The following is an 18807-nucleotide window of genomic DNA, read 5'->3' on the forward strand; positions in this document are numbered from 1 at the left end:
CTGCCGCCTGAAAGGCGACGGGCCGACCGGGTCAGACAAGCAGGAAGTCTTTGAAGTGAAGTGCTGCGGAATTATCGAGATCCGTAACATGGATGGCCGCGCCCGCCGCGCTTCCATCCGCGTCATAGGATAGAATGCCGCTCGCCTGATCGTAGATCAGCTTGTCATCAGCCTCGAGCGCTTTCCTTCCCAAAACGAAATTCTCATCCGAAAATCCGGATAGGCTAAGCTCGGCGAAAATCGAATGATCGAGCATCAGCTTGTCGCCCGCCGCGGAGGAAAAATCCCGGATCTTGTCGACGCTGGTATTGTCGGGCTTCACATCGAAGACGAAGGAATCGCTGCCGCCGCCGCCGGTGAGAACGTCAGCACCGGCCTTGCCGATCAGCTTGTCGTTTCCGAGCCCGCCGATCAATCGGTCGTTTCCTTTCCCGCCGTTGAGGGAATTGTTTCCGTCGTTGCCGGTGAGAATGTTGGCCGTATTGTTGCCCGTCGCGCTGAGATTGCCCGTCCCGGTCAAAGTGAGGTTTTCGATCGTTCCGACCGTATGCTTCTGATCGGCCAGGCTGAAGGAGATCGAAGCCTTGACGGTATCTGTTCCACCGCCCCGGCTTTCGTCGACGATTTGATTTGCATTGGTCACGGTGAAGGTGTCGTTACCGGTGCCGCCATAGAGATGGTTGGTGGCCGGCGGCGGTGTGCTGGCGCCGGTGCCTGCTACCTCGATGATCAAGGGATGGTCGACGACATCGAGCGGCAGCGACGACACGTTGCTGAGGCTTTTGATCGCCGTCGTTCCTGTCACCGGGTCGAAGACCTTAACGGAGCCAAACGAGGCCCCGAGATTGACTTTGACGGCTGTTGTCGTGGCCTGAATAACCGTGTCGGAGGACTGGCTCCAGATATCGGGCTCGTTCCAGACGATGATCTGGTAGCTTCCGTCCGATTTTTCCGTCAGCAGGCTCCGGGCCGAGGACGGCAGGCCGTCGATCGAATAATTGAGGGTCCCCGCGCTGAAGCTTGCCTTCGCGGCGCCGTCATCCGCAAGGATTTCGGTCAGATTGTGGATCGCCGTCGCAGCCGGCTTGGCCGAATAGTCGAGATGAAAAAGGCCGAAATGCTTTTCCTGATTGGTGCCCTGCGGATCGGAATAGGCGTCCAGCAGCTCGTAGATGAACGTCTGTTTTGATCCGAGTGCGGCGCCGTCCATCAGCGTATTGAGCAGGAGCTTTGCCTGCGTCGCTTCACTGACGCCTTCCCAGCCGCCATTGGTGTCGGCGGTCAGCGAGGTGTGGTAGCCGGTCTCGGTGATCGCCAGCGGCTTGCCCGGATCGGCAGCGCGCTGCACGCCGGATTCTCGGGAGAGCCATGAATATGGCTGGTCGCCATCCTTCGCATAGGTGTGGATCGTCGTGTAGTCGGAGGCGGAAGCCACGGTATATCCGGTAAAGCCGAGAACGGGGATATTTTTCAGCAAGGGATCGGCGTTGACGTCGGCAGACAGGTCCTTCTGATAGGCGAGCGCTGCGGCTTGGCCGCTCAGGCCGTGATAGCTGACTGGCCAGTTGTTGACTTCGTTCGGACCTTCGATACCGACGACCGATCCTGGATGGGCCTGCACGAAGGAATGCAGCCGCTGGGCGACAGTGGCGGGGTCGACTTCCCGTTGGGCGCTGAAGACGAATTGCACGCCGGCCTCGGCAGCATCGCCGAGATGCGTTTGGCCGTTGGGATCGGAAGCGGAGTTGGGGGCGTGATCGCGAACTGTATCAAGGCCAAGATAGTCGAGTGCTTTAACAACTTCTCCGACGTTGGAATATTTTCCATCTGTGTAGTCGATATGCGTATCAATTCCAAAGGAACGAATAATATCGTTTATTCTAACGGCTTGAGCCATAGATTTTTCTCCCAGTTTACGAGGGAATCGGCGATGGGACTTTATCCCCATTTCTGATGCCAATTCGATTTACACGAGGAGGGTCGTGCGGCGCGGCCTCGTTAACCATGATATATTGTTCCGAATGTGGCCCGTTTCGGATTGTATTTATTATGAAATCTGCGCTTGAATTTTTTCGTTCGGCCGGCTGATCATGCGCGAGTGGGACGGCCCATAGGCAGAGTCTGGCGAAATCCGACATGGCCTGGAGGATCCGATGACCGTCAATGTTCAGTTCCGGTTTCGCAGCGGCTTGCCCTCGATGGCGTTCGACAATGTCCGTCTCCGCGGCAGTTGGGACGAGCAAGGCCGAGCCTCGAACGATTGGGCGTCTCACCCAATGCAGCGTTCTCGTGACGAGGATGGTTATGATGTTTTTGTCGCCCGCGTGCCCTTTCCCGATGGCGAGATCGGCACGCATTTTCGCTGGGGGAATCGAACTCGATCGGCCCGGCATTTCAGACCTGTGGGCGATCGCCGCCGAACTGGACGACGAGACCTCGACGCGTCGCGAGCGCTCCTTCGATCTCCAGCGGGGGATAGCGCCGCAGACCTATATCTGACATGGATCGGCCGCCTGGGGGCGAACCGCGTTGAATGGCGCGACGGTGTCGACTGCATCCGCTTCTCGGTCTGGGCGCCGAACACCCGGGATGTCTTGCTCGTGCTCGCCGATCCGGCCGTTGGCTATGTCGCCGATGACGGCACCATAGCGCTCGCAACCATCGGGATGCGCAGGACCGGCGATGGATTCTGGAGCGTTGAAACCGGCGACGACGACGGACTTTCCGATTTCGACAGCGTGGCCTGCAAAGCTGTTCGGTCGTCTGCGACCCGAAGCGGGTGGTGCTACCGTCGAGGCGTTCTGGGCAAGGCGGCGGAAGAATCAGAGCCACGAAAGGAGTGTTGAATGCCGTGCTGCCGGCATCAGGCGTTCTGGTCTTTCGCAGGCTGTGACGCGTGCCACGGCCGGAACGGTCAGACAAAGCCGAGCGGCAGATTCTCGACTTTCCTGTCATTGCCGTAGTCGCGCTCATGCGGCGTGCGCCGGCGCCCTTCGCGGCGAGCGGAAAGATCGATGCGGTTTTCGGCAAAGATCCCATCGGGATAGGTGCCGGTATCATGGCAATCGGCGTCGATCTTGGGGGCAAGGATTTTCAGGATCATTGGGGTTCCTCCAGGCGCAGCATCAACATTTGGAAAGGTCGTCTGGTTCCGCTTATAAACCCCGAATTATTAATAAATTAACCATAAAGCTTAAGAGCAAAGGGCGCCGCCGCATTCGATCCGTCAGTCTCGCAAAGGTGACATTTAGTGGACGATTGATGACGAAGACATCGACGCCAGCATCCCCTCGGTCGCCCGGATCAGCCGCGCCGTGCGCGCCATCACCTCGGTTCCAGCCTCCGTCTCGGCAATCGCGGTTGCCATACCGTCCAGTCCGTCCGCCACCTGGATCAGTTTCGGCAGCATATCGGCTCGTCCGACCGCCTCAGTCGATCTGGCGAGCTTACGCAGCGCCTCTGAATAGCTCGATATCAAAGCGAGTTTCTGGTCTGCGGGAATAATAGAGAACGAGCGTTTCTCGGAAGGCGACAGCGGCGATTTCGGCATGGATGCGACCTATTGAACTGCCAATGAACTCGCATGGCCGCTTTTTGTTCCGAGCTGGCCCATTGTCCCGGGCCTGTCGCCTTGCCTCGAAATGGCGTTGCCGTGGAACTCCGGACCTGGATCGCCGTTGAGGTGCATGAATATAGGAGGTTCCCATGCAGCTGATCGATACTCGGGTGACACAGGCCGGCGACATCTTCACCGTCGAATTCCTGGGCGAGGGAGGAGAATTGATTTCTGTCAAAATCGACAACTCCCATGGCGAACTCGACGATACGACGGCGGTCGACCACGCCAAGGTCATGATGGTTCAGCTGACCGCCTTTGCCGGCAGCGAAGCAGATGGCAGCATCAACCGCTACGATGCCTTGAGCAACGGCAATTTCGACGAAGGCAGCAAAGGCTTGATCGGTGAGCCGAGTGCGCGTTCGACCGGTGACAGGCAAGCGCTGGAAGAGGAACTCGATGAAGGCCTCGAGGACAGCTTTCCTGCAAGCGATCCTGTCTCGGCAACGGTGTCGTCCATTCCCGCCAACGCGCCACGGCACTGATTGCAACGCAATCTCAATTCCAAATGCAGGTAAAGGCTGCCCCGGTTCCCGTGGGCAGCCTTATGCTTGGCAGCGACGAGGCAAAGACCGGATTGGTGATGTTCGGGATCAGCACGCCAACCACCACGGGCCTGCGTCCTAGCCGCCATCCTGCCCTGAACGCGACCCATGCGCCGATGTCGCCATCGAAAACGTCTCCGAGGCGCAATCCCCTTGGGCGGGTTCGATGACAATGGTCTGACACCCAGAGCATGATGCCGAAAAGTGTGAGCGGTTTTCGGACGACATCATGCTCTAACTATTTAATGTAGAACAGGATTCAGATTTTAGGCCGACCGGGCCTAAAATCATCGTGTTCGAGGCAGAGTTATCGACTTCTTATTTATTCATAAACATGGAAGTTGCTGAGGAATGCAACCTGTGGAATAGTCAGGTTGACGCCATCTACCCCTCTTCATTCTCATCACCTGGACAAGAATGTCTCACAAAAAAATGGAATGCTCCACGGCGTGGTGGTTTTTTGCGACGGTCTCCCTTGTCGCAAACTTCGCGTTACCAGCCTATGCGGACACCTCGTCCGTGCCCTGGCCACAAACGCAAAGCGACATGCAAGCCGAGTCCGACGTGCATTTTGGCACGCTCGCCAACGGTATGCGGTTTGCGATCATGCGCAATGTCACGCCGCCCGGACAGGCAGCGATCCGCTTTCGCATTGGCTCCGGTTCGCTCGACGAAAACGACGACCAGCAGGGCCTGGCGCATGTTCTTGAGCACATGGCCTTCAAGGGTTCGACACATGTCGCCGAAGGGGAGATGATCCGTATCTTGCAGCGCAAGGGCTTGGCCTTTGGACCGGACACCAATGCCCATACCTCCTATGACGAGACCGTCTATGCGCTCGATCTGCCCGAGGTCGATGCAGACACAATTTCGACGGGCCTGATGCTGATGCTAGAAACGGCGAGCGAGCTGACCCTCGATGCCGGCGCCTTCGATCGCGAACGCGGTGTCATCCTGTCGGAGGAGCGGCTGCGCGACACGCCGCAGTATCGCGCGTCACTCGGAATCATGAATTCGCTGCTCGCCGGCCAGCGCGCGACCATGCGCGCGCCGATAGGTAAAGCCGACATCATCAGCAATGCGCCCGTGGACCTCGTCCGTGATTATTACGGGGCCAATTACCGACCCGATCGGGCAACGCTGATAGTGGTGGGCGATATCGACCCCGCCGCCATGGAAGTCGAAATCCGGCAGCGCTTCGGCGACTGGAAGGCCGTGGGTCCGGCGCCGACAAAAGCGGATCTTGGCGCGCTGGAGACGAAAGGCGAAAGCGCCGAGGTCATCGTCGTTCCCGGCGGCATGACCAGCATACAGATCGCCTGGACGCGTCCCTATGACGCCGCGCCTGACACCTTCGCCAAGCGCCGCGCTGGGCTTATTGAGGATCTCGGTTTCCTGGTGCTCAAACGTCGGGTGAGCGCCATCGCCAGCAAGGCGGATGCCCCTTTCATCAGTGCGGACGTCGGCTCCCAGGATCTCCTCGATTCCGCCCATGTCGTCCTGATCGCGGCGAACTCCGAGCCGGACAAATGGCAGGCGGCGCTCACGGCCATTGACCAGGAACAGCGCCGGATCCAGGAGTTCGGCGTTGCGCAGGCGGAGATCGATCGCGAAATTCGCGAATATCGCTCGGCCCTGCAAGCTGCTGCGGCCGGAGCCGCGACGCGGATGACGACCGACATTGCTTCCATGCTGGCTCGCAGCGTCGATGACGATCAAGTCTTCACCTCGCCCGCCGAAGACCTCTCTATGTTCGAGACGATGACGAACGGCGTCACGGCGGACGAGGTCAATGGGGCCTTGCAGCGTGCTTTCTCCGGCAACGGTCCGCAGGTCGTGCTACAGGCGGACCAATCACCTGAGGGTGGAGCCGACACGGTTCGGCAAGTCTATGACGCTTCAAATGCCATTGCCGTCTCGGCACCATCAGGTGCAACTGATGTCGCCTGGCCTTACACCCATTTCGGCGAACCGGGCGCTGTGGTCGAACGCCGTGCGGTTGAAGATCTCGGCTTGACCATGGTGCGCTTTTCCAACGGCATTCTGCTTACCGTCAAGCCAACCAGGCTGCGTGCCAACGAAGTGCTGGTACGCGAAGATATCGGCCGCGGTCGGCTGGACCTGCCGCACGACCGTTCCGCTGCGATCTGGGCATCTCCGGCCGTCGTGCTGTCTGGCGTAAAGGCCATGGATTACCAGGATATACAGAAAGCGCTGACCGCCAACATTGTCGGCGTCGACTTCTCGGTCGGCGACAGTTCCTTCAGGTTCGACGGTCGTACACGGACTGAAGATCTTGCGACGCAGTTGCAGCTGATGAGCGCATACACCTCCGATCCAGCCTATCGCCCCGAGGCGTTCAAGCGCGTGCAGCAGGCCTATTTGAGCGGCCTCGATCAGTACAACGCGTCGCCCGGCGGCGTTTTCAGCCGCGATTTCGCAGGTCTCGTGCATTCCGGCGACCCGCGCTGGACCTTCCCCGACCGCGCGCAGTTGTCCGCCGCCAAGCCAGACGAATTCGAGGCGCTGTTCCGGCCCATGGTTTCCAATGGCCCCATCGACATCACCATCGTCGGCGACGTAACAGTGGACGACGCAATCCGCCTGACGGCTGAAACCTTTGGCGCTTTGCCGCCGCGCCCGGAGACGGCGTCAAGCAACGATCGGGACGACGTGCATTTTCCGGCGACGACCGAGAAGCCCGTTTTGCAGACCCATAGCGGTAGGGCAGATAATGCCGCCGCCGCCGTAGGGGCTTCCATCGGAGATTTGCTCTCCGATCTGCCGCGGTCCTTCACCGCCAATATTGCCACCCAGATTTTCCAAAACAGGTTGATCGACCAGTTTCGCATTGCAGAAGGAGCAAGTTATGCCCTGCAGGGCGATGTTGAGCTTTCAAGGGAAGTTCCCGGCTACGGCTACGCATATTTCTACGTCGAGACCGACCCGGCAAAGGTTGCGCGCTTCTATGAACTTGTCGACGAGACCGCCAATGATCTGCGGTCGCATGATGTCTCCGAAGACGAGCTCGCGCGCGCCCGGGGACCCATCATCGAGACATTGAAGCATCAGCAGCAGAGCAACGAGTATTGGATCGAATACCTGCACCACGCCCAAGAGGATTCGCGTCGTTTAGACCGGATACGCGATAGTCTCAGCGGCTACGGCAAGGTCACCGCCGGGGATATCCGCGCGTTTGCCGCGGCCTATTTGAGCCCGGAAAAATTCTGGAAATTCGAAGTGCTGCCGGTGGTGGTACGATAGGTGTTGAGCACGCTCAGGAACGACGTCTGACCACGCGCATGTTCATTTCCGAGCGAAGAGCGAAGCCCTGCGTTTCGTAGAGGGAAATGGCCGAGGTATTCGCCGCATAGGCATGCAGATAGGCCGTGTCGCCGGTGGATGCGATTTCGCCGGCGACGAAACGGAAGAGCAGGGTGCCGAGGCCGCGCCCCTGAAAATCGGCATGGGTGCAAAGCCCGCTAAGCTCGGCAAAGCCAGTCTGCCGCATCCGCTGCCCGGCCATCGCCACCAGGCGGCCCTCGCTTCTGATCCCCCAGAAGCTGCCGAGGCTCTGGGCTCGCAGGGTGAACGGCCCGGGTTTGGTCAGTGTCGCCAGCGCCAGCATGTCGGCGGCATCGGACTCCGTCAGCGGCTGGATGCGAGGATCCGAAATTCGCTCATGAGGCCGCTCGGCAACCATCTGGACCACCGATGCCTCTGTGACGACGGCTAAGCCCGGTGGAATGGCGATCGGTCCCGCCTCGACGAGGATCATGCTCTCCTCCGGCGCTGGCAGCTCCTCCAGGGCGTCGAGGCTTTCCGGCGCATCGTCGGCGGACGCCGCAAAGGGGACGATGGACGGCGGGTACCGCCGTGCCTTCTCATTGCCTTCTGCGAGATCGGCATGTGCGGTTTCCAGCGCGCTCCAGATCGGCCGGTCGAGAATATGTTTCATCATGTTTCCTCCTTGACAGGGCTGCGGCGCGCAAGCGGTGCCACCGCAAGCCCGTCCTCGATAGCGGCCAGCTGTTCGAGGATCGGTCCGTCGAGATCGCCGCAGAGATCGGCAACAGCGGCGGCGATGCGTGGCCAGATCACCTTCTTCGAATGATCGACGAGGTCCTGTCCCTTGGCGGTCAGCGAGACCAGTCTGCGACGCTGATCGTCCGGTGCCGGTTGCATGTCGACGTAACCGAGTTCGAGAAGCTGGCCGGTGGTGCGCGTTGCGCCGGGCTGGGTGATGCCCACCGCCTGCGCAAGCTCGCCGATCGTCAGCGGTCCGGCCCGGTCGATCGCCGCAAGGAACGGATATTGGCCCGCCTGAATGCTGAGCCCGGCCTCGTCGATGACCTGCTGCGTATCGGCCTGCAGCCTTTCTCCGATGCGCCGCAGCCGGCTGCCCATACATAGAAACCCGAGCGTTCGGACCACATCCTCGACCATGCCGATCTCCATTTGTATGGGAAGTTATATAACATGTTATACATAAAATGGCAATTCTTCTGAGCCAAGGGCCGGCAGGCGAAGCCGGGGCAGGGCGGCACGAGCAAGTGCCTCGATCAGCCCCGCCATCTCCTGGCCATCAGCAACACCGCCAGCCCACAGCTGAGCAGGACAAGGGACAATGGCAGACCCTGATGTCCGATCAGTTGCATCGCCAGTCCTGTCGCGGGCGATCCGACGATGCCGCCGATGCCCCATACCAAGGCGAAGGCGGCGTTACCGGCGATCAGGGCCTGGCCGGTGAAACGCTCGCCGAGCAGGATCAGCGACAGGGTGTAGATCCCGAACGAGACCCCGCCCCAGACGAAAAGCAGCGGCCAGATGAGCCACGAATTGAAGGCCGACGGCAGCAGCAGACAGCTGGCGAGGCAGGCCAGGACGCAGAAGAGCATCATCCGCGTCGAGCCGAACCGTTCGGCCAAGCGCCCGAGTAAAATCTGCAATACGGCATTGCCGGCGATGAAACAGGTGATGAGCGAAGCGATGCGCTCCTCGGCGCTGCCGAGTGCTGCGCCATAGACCGCGAAGAGGGAAAGCAGGATCTGCTCGAAGGCGGCAGCGGTAAAAACGGCAAACAACAGCAGTGGTGCTAGCGCGAAGAAGCGGCCCACCGTTGTTGCCTCGCCTTCACCAGGCATGTCGGGCAGGCGTGGGACGACCGCAAGCACGATCAGGCCGCAGAGGAGGAAGGCCGCAATGCCGATCGCGAAGGGCGGCCAACCCTCCGTGCCGGTGAGCCAGAGCGACAGCGGGCCGATGGCGAAGCCGCCCGAAACGATCGATGAATAGAGACCCATGATCCGGCCCCGGCGTGGCGCCGGCGTGATCGAGATCAGCCAGGTTTCGCTGATCACGTAAAGCGGATTGGCGAAGACGCCGAGCAGGAAGCGCAGCGGCATCCAGGCCCAGACGTCCTGCGCCCAGGCAATCGTCATTAGAGTGAGCGCGGCCAGGATCGAACACAGGATCGCCAACCGCGCCCCACCCACGCGCGGTGAAAGCGCAGGAATGAAGGGCGCCGATAGGATGAAACCGAGCGGCGTCATCGCCGCCGACAAGCCGATCAGGCCTGATGTCGTCCCTTGCCGTTCCAGGATGAAGCTGAGCAGCGGATAGGTCAGCCCCTGCGCCACGGCAAACACCGTGACGGTCGCGATGATGCCCGCCATCGCGGCCCATGGGGTCCGATCCACTCGCGGCGATGTCGTGCCGTGCAAGTGTCGATCCGACACGTCCGCCGGCTCCACGCAGGAAATATCGTTCACAGCAACCTCCATAGGGTTGAAGGGCCGGGGGCCTTTCACCTGAAAGAGGACGAATTCTGCAGGATAGGGTGAGCGTCGTACTTAAGCTTTCCCAAAAAGTTCTCAAAAACGTCCAAACAGACTAAACAGGTCAGCATCGAATTCTCAAAAGTCCTCACCACAGCAATTTCAGCCGGACATCATCAGGACCATCAGTAAATGACCGCCTCACCTTCCTTTCTTGGCCTTCCCGATCGCCTCGCCGATGGTCGCTTGCCCCGAGCGGTGATCTTCGCAGCCGCTCACGGCAGCACCTATCCCGGCAAGGACGGCAGCGGCTATGTCTTGGCGGCCGGCGCCATCCGCGCTGCGAGCCAGGATGATGCCGCGCTCGTCGAGCACTGGGATTTCGATCTCGGCGGTCCGCTGTTTGACCACAATCCGGTCTGCTGCGTTGACGCTGGCGACGTTCCAACCATCCTTCATGACAATGCCGGCAATCGAGCCCGGATCGAGGCGAGGACGCGCGAGGTCCTGTCAATGCCCGCAGTGCCGATCCTGCTCGGCGGCGATTGTTCCGTGACCATTCCCTTCCTCGCTGGCTTTGCGGACCACGAGCCGGTCTGTATCCTGCAGATCGACGCCCATATCGACTGGCGCGACGAGGTGCATGGCGAGCGCCACGGCTATTCGAGCCCGATGCGTCGGGCGAGCGAGATGCCGCATGTCGCCGGCATGGTCCAGGTCGGCCTCCGCAGCGTCGGCAGCGCACGCCTCGCCGACATTGAAGCGGCGCGGGCCTACGGCAGCCGCTTCGTGACCGCCCGCGAGATTCATGCCGAGGGGACCGAAGCAGCTCTCCGGCATATTCCGGAAGGAGCGCGGGTCGTCGTCACCCTCGACTGCGACAGCCTCGATCCCGGCATCATGCCGGGCGTGGTGGCGCGTACGCCCGGCGGCCTCACCTACACTGAGGTGATCGACCTGATCGCGGGCCTCGGCAGGCGGGCCAGAATCGCAGGATTCGACCTTGTCGAGCTCTATCCTCCTGCCGACATTGACGGCCTGTCGGCCCTGACCGCCGCACGCCTTCTGGTCAATGCGGTCGGCGCCATCGTCCGGCAAGATTGAAACCCTGTTTCCTCTGGCAGCAACCAGTGCATGGTGCGGTGCGTTTTCGCTTCTAAAGCAATTCCAGGAAAAGTGCGAAGCGGTTTTCCGTCCGGAATTGCGTAAAAACAAAAAGCTAGAGCGGCCCTGCGCTTCCATTAAAAGCTGAACCGCTCTAGGCGACCTTGCCCAGACGAGGCTCCGTCCCGGCCAGTAGCCGCCGAATGTTGGTGCGATGGCGGGCAATCACGTAAATGCCGCCTGCGATCACCAGCAGACGATAGGGCAGCGGTTGTTCCAAGCCGCAGACGAGAGCGATGGCCGTCAATGCTGCCAGTATCGAACTCAGGGAAACAATCCGGAAGGCCGCCAACGTAACGCCGAAAACCGCCACAGCGCCCAAACCTACGGGCCATGACATCGCCAGCAACACGCCGAGCCCTGTAGCAACCGACTTGCCTCCCGTAAAGTTGAGCCAGACCGAACGGCCATGCCCCAACAACGCGGCAAGTCCTGCGAGGCAAACAGCCCAAGGCTCTAAGCTTTGCAGGTCAAGCGCTGTCGGTGGCGTGCCCGATGAGACTGTCGAGAACCAAGGGTAAAACCAGCGGGCAAAGACGACTGCTCCCACACCTTTCAAGACGTCGACCAGAAGCACCACAAATGCAGGCCATTTGCCGAGCGTTCGCAATACATTCGTTGCCCCGGTGGATTTAGAGCCATGCTCCCGGATATCGATGCCCCTGATCAGTTTGCCCGCCAGATAGCCCGAGGGTGTGGAACCGAGGAGATAGGCGATCGTCAATCCAACTGCACCCGCCATCCAGAAAACCATGGGAGTCACCTCGACGCTCTATTTTCAGGCAGTCATTATTTGGTCGTCACCGCAATCGGCCATTGGAATACGATTTACACTGATCGCGTCCTCGATGCCACGCGGCCTAAGCGGGCGAACAGTTCCATCCAAGCTTTAATGACTCTAGGATGCGCCTTATGCAGGGATCGCGTTTTGCCTTTGGACCATTCGTGCTTGATCCGGCTGCGGGAACGCTTCTTCGGAACGATGATCCCGTTGCCGTCGGCCACCGCGGGGTCAAGCTGCTTGCAGCGCTTGTCGGACGACCCGGCGAAATCTTGGGCAAGGCCGAGTTGATGGACGCGGCGTGGCCGGGCATATCAGTCGAGGAGGGCAACCTGACTGTCCAGATTGCGCAGCTGCGCAAGCTGCTTGGTCCGGCCGCGAACGGCGGTGAATGGATCTCCACGGTTCCGCGCATCGGCTACCGCTTCATAGGCGCCATCAACCAGCTTGGCGGCGTGAAGCGAAAAGCTTTGCCGCTGCCTGACAAACCATCGATAGCAGTGCTGCCATTTGTCAATATCAGCAACGATCCCGAGCAGGAATCCTTCGCCGACGGGCTGACGGAAGACCTGATCACCGACTTATCCAGAATGCCGGGCCTGTTCGTCATCGCCCGCAACTCGGCCTTCGCCTACAAGGGAAAGGCGAGGGACGTAGGCGAGATCGCCGAGGAGCTCGGCGTACGCTACCTGGTGGAGGGAAGCGCAAGACGCGTAGCAGGGCACGTGCGCGTCAACGCCAAGCTGGTCGATGCGGCAAGTGGCGATCATCTATGGGCGGAACGCTTCGATCGCAGCCTCGACGATATCTTTGCCGTTCAGGACGAGGTCACCGGCAAGATCGTCGAAGCGCTGCTCGGGCGGCTGCGCGCACCGCCATCGCGCAATCGGCCCAAAAATTTAGAGGCTTACGATCTCTGCGTACGGGCGCGCAGGCTGATGGATGATACGCCGCAGACGGCGCGGGAAGCGCATCTGATGCTGACGCGCGCGATTGCCCTCGACCCTGATTATGCCGAGGCGTACCGCTGGCTTGCCATGAACCACTGGATGGGAGAGGTCCATTCCGGCGGACCGACGGAACCCACACGCGGGACTGCTCTGGAACTGGCGCGCAAGGCGGTGGCGATCGATCCCAACGATGCTGGCTGCCGCTGGATACTGGCTTACCTGCTTGCCTATGAGCGCAACTTTGCCGAGGCGGATGCCGAATTTGCCAAGGCGATCGAACTCGACCCGAACGAGGCCGACACCTTTGCGGCACTATCCGACATCGCGGTTTTAGCCGGGCGGGTCGGGGAGGGCCTCGAGCATATCGCCAAGGCTTTCCGGCTGAACCCGTTTCCGGCAAGCTGGTACTATCTGGCGCTCGGACAGGCGCAATATGCCGCCGGCCAATACGCAGCCGCTGTCGACACGCTGCGGAGCGACGAGACCTATCGCACGAGCTCACGCCGTTTCCTGGCGGCAAGCCTTGCTCAACTCGGCCGGCTCGACGAGGCGCGCGCCGAAGCCGAACTGTTTCTCGTCGCCAACCCGCATTTTTCAACCCGCCACTGGGCGAAGACCGAGCCATTCCGCGACGCTCGGACGCTTGAGCATTTCATCGACGGCTACCGTAAGGCCGGACTTCCGGAGTGACGCCGGCCTCAAAGACGGCCCGAGATTAGATGGTGCCGGGCCGCGCGGAGGTCGTAAATTGGCTCGCGGAAGACAAAAAATCCTCTTCGGCGGTAGGGAGTTTTCCGTTTGGCGTCAGGTCGTCGACCGCTTTGGGAAGATCGCGCTTCAGTCGCCCCAGAATCTCTTGATGCGAAAGGCCGGTATTGGCGGCGATCTCGTTCAGAACATCCGGGCCCAGTGCTTCCGCGAGCTGGCCGTCATCGATATCCGCATTCGGACCGGGCTTTACCCACGACTCCGCCGTGTCACCATGACCATTCTGCTGAAACGTCTTCAGCAGATCGCCGAGACCGCCGCTGACGATACTGCCGGATGTCAGTCCGCCGAGAAGGCCGCCGAGACCACCCGAACCGGCCAGTCCGCCAAGAAGGCCGCCTAGCCCGCCGGGCTGCGGGTTTCCCTCATCACCCGGCTGAGGGTTCTGGATGCCCCGCAGAAGCTCTCCGATCTTGTCTCTGTTTTGGTAGCCGGCAACGGCAAGGACGGCGAGAAGCGCCTTCAATTGACCGCTCATCATGATGAATCCTCCTATGGTGCTCCAACGTGCACGCGACCCACAAGCAGAGCGCTGCATGGGCAGCAATGTCCAGAGTGGCCAAAGGTTCCGCCGGTTTGAAAACAAGGCCGCGCGGGCCGCATTCCTTCGACAATCTCGAAGGCCCGGCCGCCCACCTCATTGCTCACGCCGCAGTCAGATTTCCGGGCAGCCTCGCCGGTTTGCGAAGGTCATTCGTTCCGGTCCGCGGCGCGTCATCCCCTGCACAACGATACTGCGGGGAGACATGCGTACGATCTGCGCCCTGCGAAGTCCTTCGCTGCGTGCGATGTCGAGAGCATCATCCGGATCGCATCCGCGCGGTCCGCGCCGATCATATCCGTCATATCGGTCACGATCGCGATTCCGATCGTAAACGCCGACGCCACCGGGGCCGACCCGCAACTCCAAGTCCTGCGCGGCCGCGATCGTCGGCGAGATCGTCAAGCCGCTTATCGCAGCCAAGCCGACCAGTACGCACTGAAGAGATTTCCGCATGAGTTCCTCCCATGATCCTATGTTTGTCGTAATGACAACATCGCCATGCGAGATTTGTTCCTTGAGGTAAGAGGGCTCGGTGCGGACGCCGAACGTGTCGTTCGTCTCATCGAAGGCGCGTCGCATGAATCCGATTCGATGCGGCGCGCTTTAAAGATCATTCGTTTCAAACAGCCATGTTCGACGCTGCCGACATCACTTCCCGAGGGGCGGGACCGCCGAACATATGGCGACCATCCTCCTCGACTTCCGTGAAACACCAGCGCACGACGCCATCCCGATCGAGCAGGAATTCGCCGACGAGTTGGCCGTGGCCGGTGGCGATCATCTGCTTGTCATCCTCGGTGATTTCATAGCCGTCCGCCTTGTCGAGGAATTCCGACGCCGCCATCGGGTCCATAGGCGCTGGAAGCTCGCCCGGCATGTCGATGCGCATCGACATCACCATGTTCATGCTGACTTTGCGCGGCCACTCATTCTCATCTTCGGTAAACTGAAGATTCGGCAGGCCGAAGGCCCTGTGCGATACCCGTTCCGGGTCCGAGGCCGCCAGCAAATTGGGAAGCGGATGGTAGCGGAAATAGAGGCGAGCGCGGTCGATCGGCGTGTTGACGATGGTCAGGCTGTCGATGCCTTTCTCCTGCAAGGCATCGGTGAGTTCAGCCATGGCGGCGATCTGCCGGCGACAGAAGGGGCAATGCAATCCGCGGAACAACCCGACGAGCACCGGCTTCTGGCCGCGAAAATCGTCGATGGCGACCTTGCCCTGGCGGGTGATCGCATCCAGCACCACGTTCGGCGCGCGATCTCCCGGCTGCAATGGTCTTGCGGCGTGGTTCTCCTGCATGTTTCGTTCCTCCCTTTATCTTCTTGAATCGATTTGCCTAATCGATCTCCGGCGATCACTGCAACGAGGACAAGTCAGTCGAGAAACGGCAGGACGACGAGCGTGCCTGGATCGAGGTTGTGGCGGATGCACACATCCTGTGCCAGCGTGAAATACCGTTCCGCCTCGTCCATGTCGTCATGCTCAAGGCTGAGTGTCGCCAATCCATCATAGCACGGAAAGAGCAGTTGCGGTTCATCAATTTCCTTCGCAACCTCAAGGGCTTCTTCGTAATACTTACGAGCTAGCTTTGGCTGCCCGTGGCATTGATGAATTTGGCCCAGCACGATCAGCGGCACGGAGAGATGGTCGCGCTGATCGAGCGCCCGGTCGATTTCGACGGCCTTTTCCGCAGCCGGTACACCCTCAGCGGCGCAGCGATCGGTGAAGGTGCAGCAGGCAACTGCGAGGTTGGCGAGAAGCCGCGCCTGGAAGCCGAGATCGCCGATACGGGTCGCAAGCTCCAATCCGCGCCGGCAGATCTTGATGGCGTTGGCTGGATCAACAATCGTGTAGAGAACGCCGAGATTGGAATAGGCGCGACAGGCAGCACTTTGCAGATCGGCTTTTTCGGCGACCGAGAGGCTGCGCTCCACTTCCTGCACGGCCTCGCGGCGACGTCCTAGCCGCGCAAAGGCCGCACCCTTGGTGTTCAGCGCCTCCGCCATCGCTCGCGCTGTCTCCCGTCCGGCCTCGGTCGTCCCGTCGATCGGCAGCGTTTGCAGGCATTGAAGTGCCTGCGTCGCCCACTCGGCGGCAGCGGCCTGATCCCCCATGCGGAAGGCCAGATGGCCACGCTCCTGCAGGACATGTGCACGTTCGACCGGCGCATCGATTGTCGCGATTATCGCTTCGGCTTCGGCCAAATATGTCTCCGCTTGATCGCGGCGTCCTGCATCGAGATGCAAACGGCCGACCTTGCGCAATATCCTCGCTGCGGCAATAGGGTCGTCTTTGGTGCGGTGGATCGCAAGCGCCCGCTGATAATGGTTCAAGGCGGCGTCGCGCAGGCCGGCGGGGCCGCAGAGATCGGCAAGGCGCTCCAAGAGCGCCAGTTGTTCCGGTGTCACCTCCGCCTCGTTTGCGAAGGCCGCAAGGGCCTGACGGTAGAGGCGCATTGCATCGTCATTGGCGTAGGCCTTGCGCGCCAGATCACCCGCCGCCATCAGATAGGTGGCCCCTTTGGCCTTTTCGGTGGTCAGGCTGAAGTGATGGCCGAGCTGCGCCAGGTGCTCGGGCCGATCGGGCGCTGCGCCATATTGACGTTCCAGAGCCCGGCCGATGCGTTGATGAAGCTCCATGCGCCGTTGCAGCAGGAGATTATGGTAGATGACGTCGTGCATCAGTGTCTGGCTGAAGCGATATCCCGGCGATCCGCCGGCATCGGGCCCGCGCAATTCCTCGATGATATTGGCATCGCAGAGATGATCCAATGCGGCATCGATGGCGGCTGGGTCGGTGGCGATGGTGCGGAGCAGGGCGGTATCGAACTTCGGGCCGACCACCGCCGCCTCTTGCGCCAGCCGTCTGATGTCCTGCGGCAGACGATCGACGCGGGCAAGCAACAGGGCTTGCAGGTTCACCGGGATATCGACGTCCGTGTCTTCCGCTGCGACATGCCAGCGCTGGCCGTCATTGTGCAACGTGCCCATGTCGATCAGCGCCCGAAGGATTTCTTCGATGAAAAGCGGATTGCCGCCGGCGCGGTCGAGGATACGCTTGCGCATCGTGACCGGCAACTTGCCTTGATCCTCGCCGAAAAACGCAGCAAGCAGCTTCTGCCCGTCGGCCGCAAACAGTGGTGCAAGACGCTGCACGGTGACGCTGACACGATTGGAGTCCAGTGGGTCGGTCTGCGATGTCGGCCGGTAGACCGCCAGCAGCATCAACCGGCTGCGCTCCAGCCGGTCCATCATGAAGCGAAGCACTTCCAGTGAGGCGGCATCCGCCCAGTGCAGATCCTCGATGACAAGCAGCAGGGGACCTTGCGCCAGCCGCCGCTCGAAGACGGTGCGGACGCCATAGAAGATCTGCCGCCGCAACTGCTCCGGCTCGATGTACCGCAAAGCGCCATCGGGATCGCCGAGACCGAGGACATGCAGAAAGAGCGGCAAAAGTCCCTCGACCTCCTCCTGCGTCAGATCGAGCGCGCGGAACCCCGTTGCCAGCAGTTGCCGCGCCCTGTCGAGATCGTCCCGCTCGCCGATGCCGTAGGCGCTACGCACGACCGCGCCGAGCGTGCCATAGGATTGTTCGCCGAGCGGAGAGCAGGTCGCTTTGCGGATGGCGAGGCCCTGGAAACGAGCGGCATTGCCGGCGATTGCGACGAATTCGTTGACCAGCCGAGACTTGCCGATGCCGGCTTCGCCGATCAGCCGGACAAGCTGCGCCGCACCGCCGCAGGCAAGGTCGAGGCATGTCAGCAACCGCGACATTTCCGTATCCCGTCCGATCATCGGTGCCTGAAGGCCGAGACTTTCGAGCCCGCGCGCCGTATGCGGCGCTTCCGACAGCCCTGTCAGCCGGTGGACAAGGACGTTGCCGCTTTTACCCCGCAAGGTCTGCGCGCCAAGACTGTCGAAGGCAAAGGCATGGCGGGTGAGGCGATAGGTCAGCGGCCCGACGAGGATATCGTTTTCGCCGGCCATGGATTGCAGGCGTTGAGCGGTGTTCACCGTGTCGCCGGTCACCGAATAGGATTTTGTACTGACCGCGCCGAAGCCGCCGGTGACGACGGGACCGCTATTGATACCGATATGCAGGCGGAGCGGCACGCCGGCGCGGGCGTGCCAGCGCTCGCCGACCTCAGTGGCCCGACCGATCATATCGAGTGCGGCCCCGAGCGCCCGGACCGGATCGTCCTCATGAGCGACCGGCGCGCCGAACAGCGCCAGCAGCGCATCGCCGACGAACTTGTCGACGAAGCCGCCATAAGCCTCGACCGCCTGGGTCATCTCTTCGAACAATTCGTTCTGCAGTACCCGCATGACTTCAGGGTCGATCTGCTCGCTCAGAGTCGTGAAGCCGCAGAGATCGGCAAAGAGCACGGTCACCGGCCGCCGGTCGGCATCGCCCTCTGATTGAGGTAGCGCCTCGATCTTCGGCTTCGATGCGGGTTGGACTTTGCCCGAAATCGACGCGCCACAGCTGGGGCAGAAGGCAAAATCGGGCTGACAAGCATTGCCGCAGGCGGCGCAGGTGATCGGTTGCCTTGCGCCGCATCGCGGACAGAAAGCAAAACCGCTCTGAATATCGAACCCGCAGCCGCTGCACTCCATCGGACGCATCTCACGAAACCCCGATGTACGGCTATTTCAGCCGCA

At 61.0% G+C, this 18807-nt stretch carries 16 protein-coding genes; 5 read left to right on the top strand and 11 right to left on the bottom strand.

Annotated features, from left to right (window positions below; all coding sequences use genetic code 11):
• Nucleotides 1-31: 31 nt before the first annotated feature.
• Entirely contained in the window at nt 32-1897 is a 1866-nt protein-coding gene (locus AC25BC_RS09700) for a calcium-binding protein (RefSeq protein WP_012757455.1), read from the bottom strand.
• A gap of 256 nt (nt 1898-2153) precedes the next feature.
• On the opposite strand from AC25BC_RS09700, the gene AC25BC_RS09705 reads away from it, so the two are divergent.
• A complete protein-coding gene (locus tag AC25BC_RS09705) occupies nt 2154-2846 on the top strand; it encodes an early set domain-containing protein (RefSeq protein WP_245459831.1) in 693 nt (230 codons plus the stop codon).
• A gap of 68 nt (nt 2847-2914) precedes the next feature.
• Here AC25BC_RS09705 and AC25BC_RS09710 read toward each other — a convergent pair whose 3' ends face one another.
• Together AC25BC_RS09710 and AC25BC_RS09715 are read right to left on the bottom strand one after the other, a co-directional pair.
• Nucleotides 2915-3103: a hypothetical protein gene (locus AC25BC_RS09710; RefSeq protein ID WP_012757457.1), complete on the bottom strand. Its 189-nt coding sequence runs from the start codon at nt 3101-3103 to the stop codon at nt 2915-2917.
• 144 nt (nt 3104-3247) lie between these two features.
• Complete coding sequence (locus AC25BC_RS09715) at nt 3248-3550, bottom strand: hypothetical protein (RefSeq protein WP_012757458.1); 303 nt, start codon at nt 3548-3550, stop codon at nt 3248-3250.
• A 155-nt stretch (nt 3551-3705) separates the two neighbouring features.
• On the opposite strand from AC25BC_RS09715, the gene AC25BC_RS09720 reads away from it, so the two are divergent.
• Nucleotides 3706-4101, top strand: coding sequence for a hypothetical protein (locus AC25BC_RS09720; RefSeq protein WP_487778550.1), 396 nt, complete (start codon nt 3706-3708; stop codon nt 4099-4101).
• Between the two features lie 477 nt (nt 4102-4578).
• A complete protein-coding gene (locus AC25BC_RS09725) occupies nt 4579-7425 on the top strand; it encodes a M16 family metallopeptidase (protein ID WP_012757461.1) in 2847 nt (948 codons plus the stop codon).
• Nucleotides 7426-7438: 13 nt separating this feature from the next.
• Here AC25BC_RS09725 and AC25BC_RS09730 read toward each other — a convergent pair whose 3' ends face one another.
• The 3 genes from AC25BC_RS09730 to AC25BC_RS09740 all read right to left on the bottom strand — a co-directional run bounded on the left by AC25BC_RS09730 (nt 7439) and on the right by AC25BC_RS09740 (nt 9944).
• On the bottom strand, nt 7439-8119 hold the full coding sequence (locus tag AC25BC_RS09730) for a GNAT family N-acetyltransferase (protein WP_128406993.1): 681 nt from the start codon (nt 8117-8119) through the stop codon (nt 7439-7441).
• Nucleotides 8119-8607: a MarR family winged helix-turn-helix transcriptional regulator gene (locus AC25BC_RS09735; protein ID WP_012757463.1), complete on the bottom strand. Its 489-nt coding sequence runs from the start codon at nt 8605-8607 to the stop codon at nt 8119-8121. Before AC25BC_RS09735 ends, AC25BC_RS09730 begins: the two co-directional genes overlap by 1 nt.
• A 116-nt stretch (nt 8608-8723) precedes the next feature.
• Complete coding sequence (locus AC25BC_RS09740) at nt 8724-9944, bottom strand: MFS transporter (protein WP_128439285.1); 1221 nt, start codon at nt 9942-9944, stop codon at nt 8724-8726.
• Nucleotides 9945-10130: 186 nt separating this feature from the next.
• Here AC25BC_RS09740 and AC25BC_RS09745 point away from each other — a divergent pair, with 186 nt between their 5' ends.
• The gene (locus tag AC25BC_RS09745; RefSeq protein WP_128439286.1) at nt 10131-11042 is read left to right on the top strand and encodes an agmatinase; all 912 of its coding nucleotides are present in this window, start codon (nt 10131-10133) and stop codon (nt 11040-11042) included.
• Nucleotides 11043-11196: 154 nt separating this feature from the next.
• Here the strand turns inward: AC25BC_RS09745 and plsY are convergent, their stop codons facing one another.
• Nucleotides 11197-11856, bottom strand: coding sequence for a glycerol-3-phosphate 1-O-acyltransferase PlsY (plsY, locus tag AC25BC_RS09750; protein ID WP_012757466.1), 660 nt, complete (start codon nt 11854-11856; stop codon nt 11197-11199).
• Nucleotides 11857-12014: 158 nt separating this feature from the next.
• Between plsY and AC25BC_RS09755 the strand changes: the two genes are divergently transcribed.
• Nucleotides 12015-13523: a winged helix-turn-helix domain-containing tetratricopeptide repeat protein gene (locus AC25BC_RS09755; RefSeq protein ID WP_128439287.1), complete on the top strand. Its 1509-nt coding sequence runs from the start codon at nt 12015-12017 to the stop codon at nt 13521-13523.
• A gap of 25 nt (nt 13524-13548) precedes the next feature.
• Here AC25BC_RS09755 and AC25BC_RS09760 read toward each other — a convergent pair whose 3' ends face one another.
• The 4 genes from AC25BC_RS09760 to AC25BC_RS09775 all read right to left on the bottom strand — a co-directional run bounded on the left by AC25BC_RS09760 (nt 13549) and on the right by AC25BC_RS09775 (nt 18762).
• A complete protein-coding gene (locus AC25BC_RS09760; protein WP_012757468.1) occupies nt 13549-14082 on the bottom strand; it encodes a YidB family protein in 534 nt (177 codons plus the stop codon).
• A gap of 174 nt (nt 14083-14256) precedes the next feature.
• Entirely contained in the window at nt 14257-14598 is a 342-nt protein-coding gene (locus AC25BC_RS09765) for a hypothetical protein (RefSeq protein ID WP_026157352.1), read from the bottom strand.
• Nucleotides 14599-14764: 166 nt separating this feature from the next.
• A complete protein-coding gene (locus tag AC25BC_RS09770) occupies nt 14765-15445 on the bottom strand; it encodes a peroxiredoxin-like family protein (protein ID WP_012757470.1) in 681 nt (226 codons plus the stop codon).
• 74 nt (nt 15446-15519) lie between these two features.
• A complete protein-coding gene (locus tag AC25BC_RS09775; RefSeq protein ID WP_012757471.1) occupies nt 15520-18762 on the bottom strand; it encodes an adenylate/guanylate cyclase domain-containing protein in 3243 nt (1080 codons plus the stop codon).
• Nucleotides 18763-18807: the final 45 nt, after the last annotated feature.

The organism is Rhizobium sp. WSM409 (assembly GCF_057653825.1).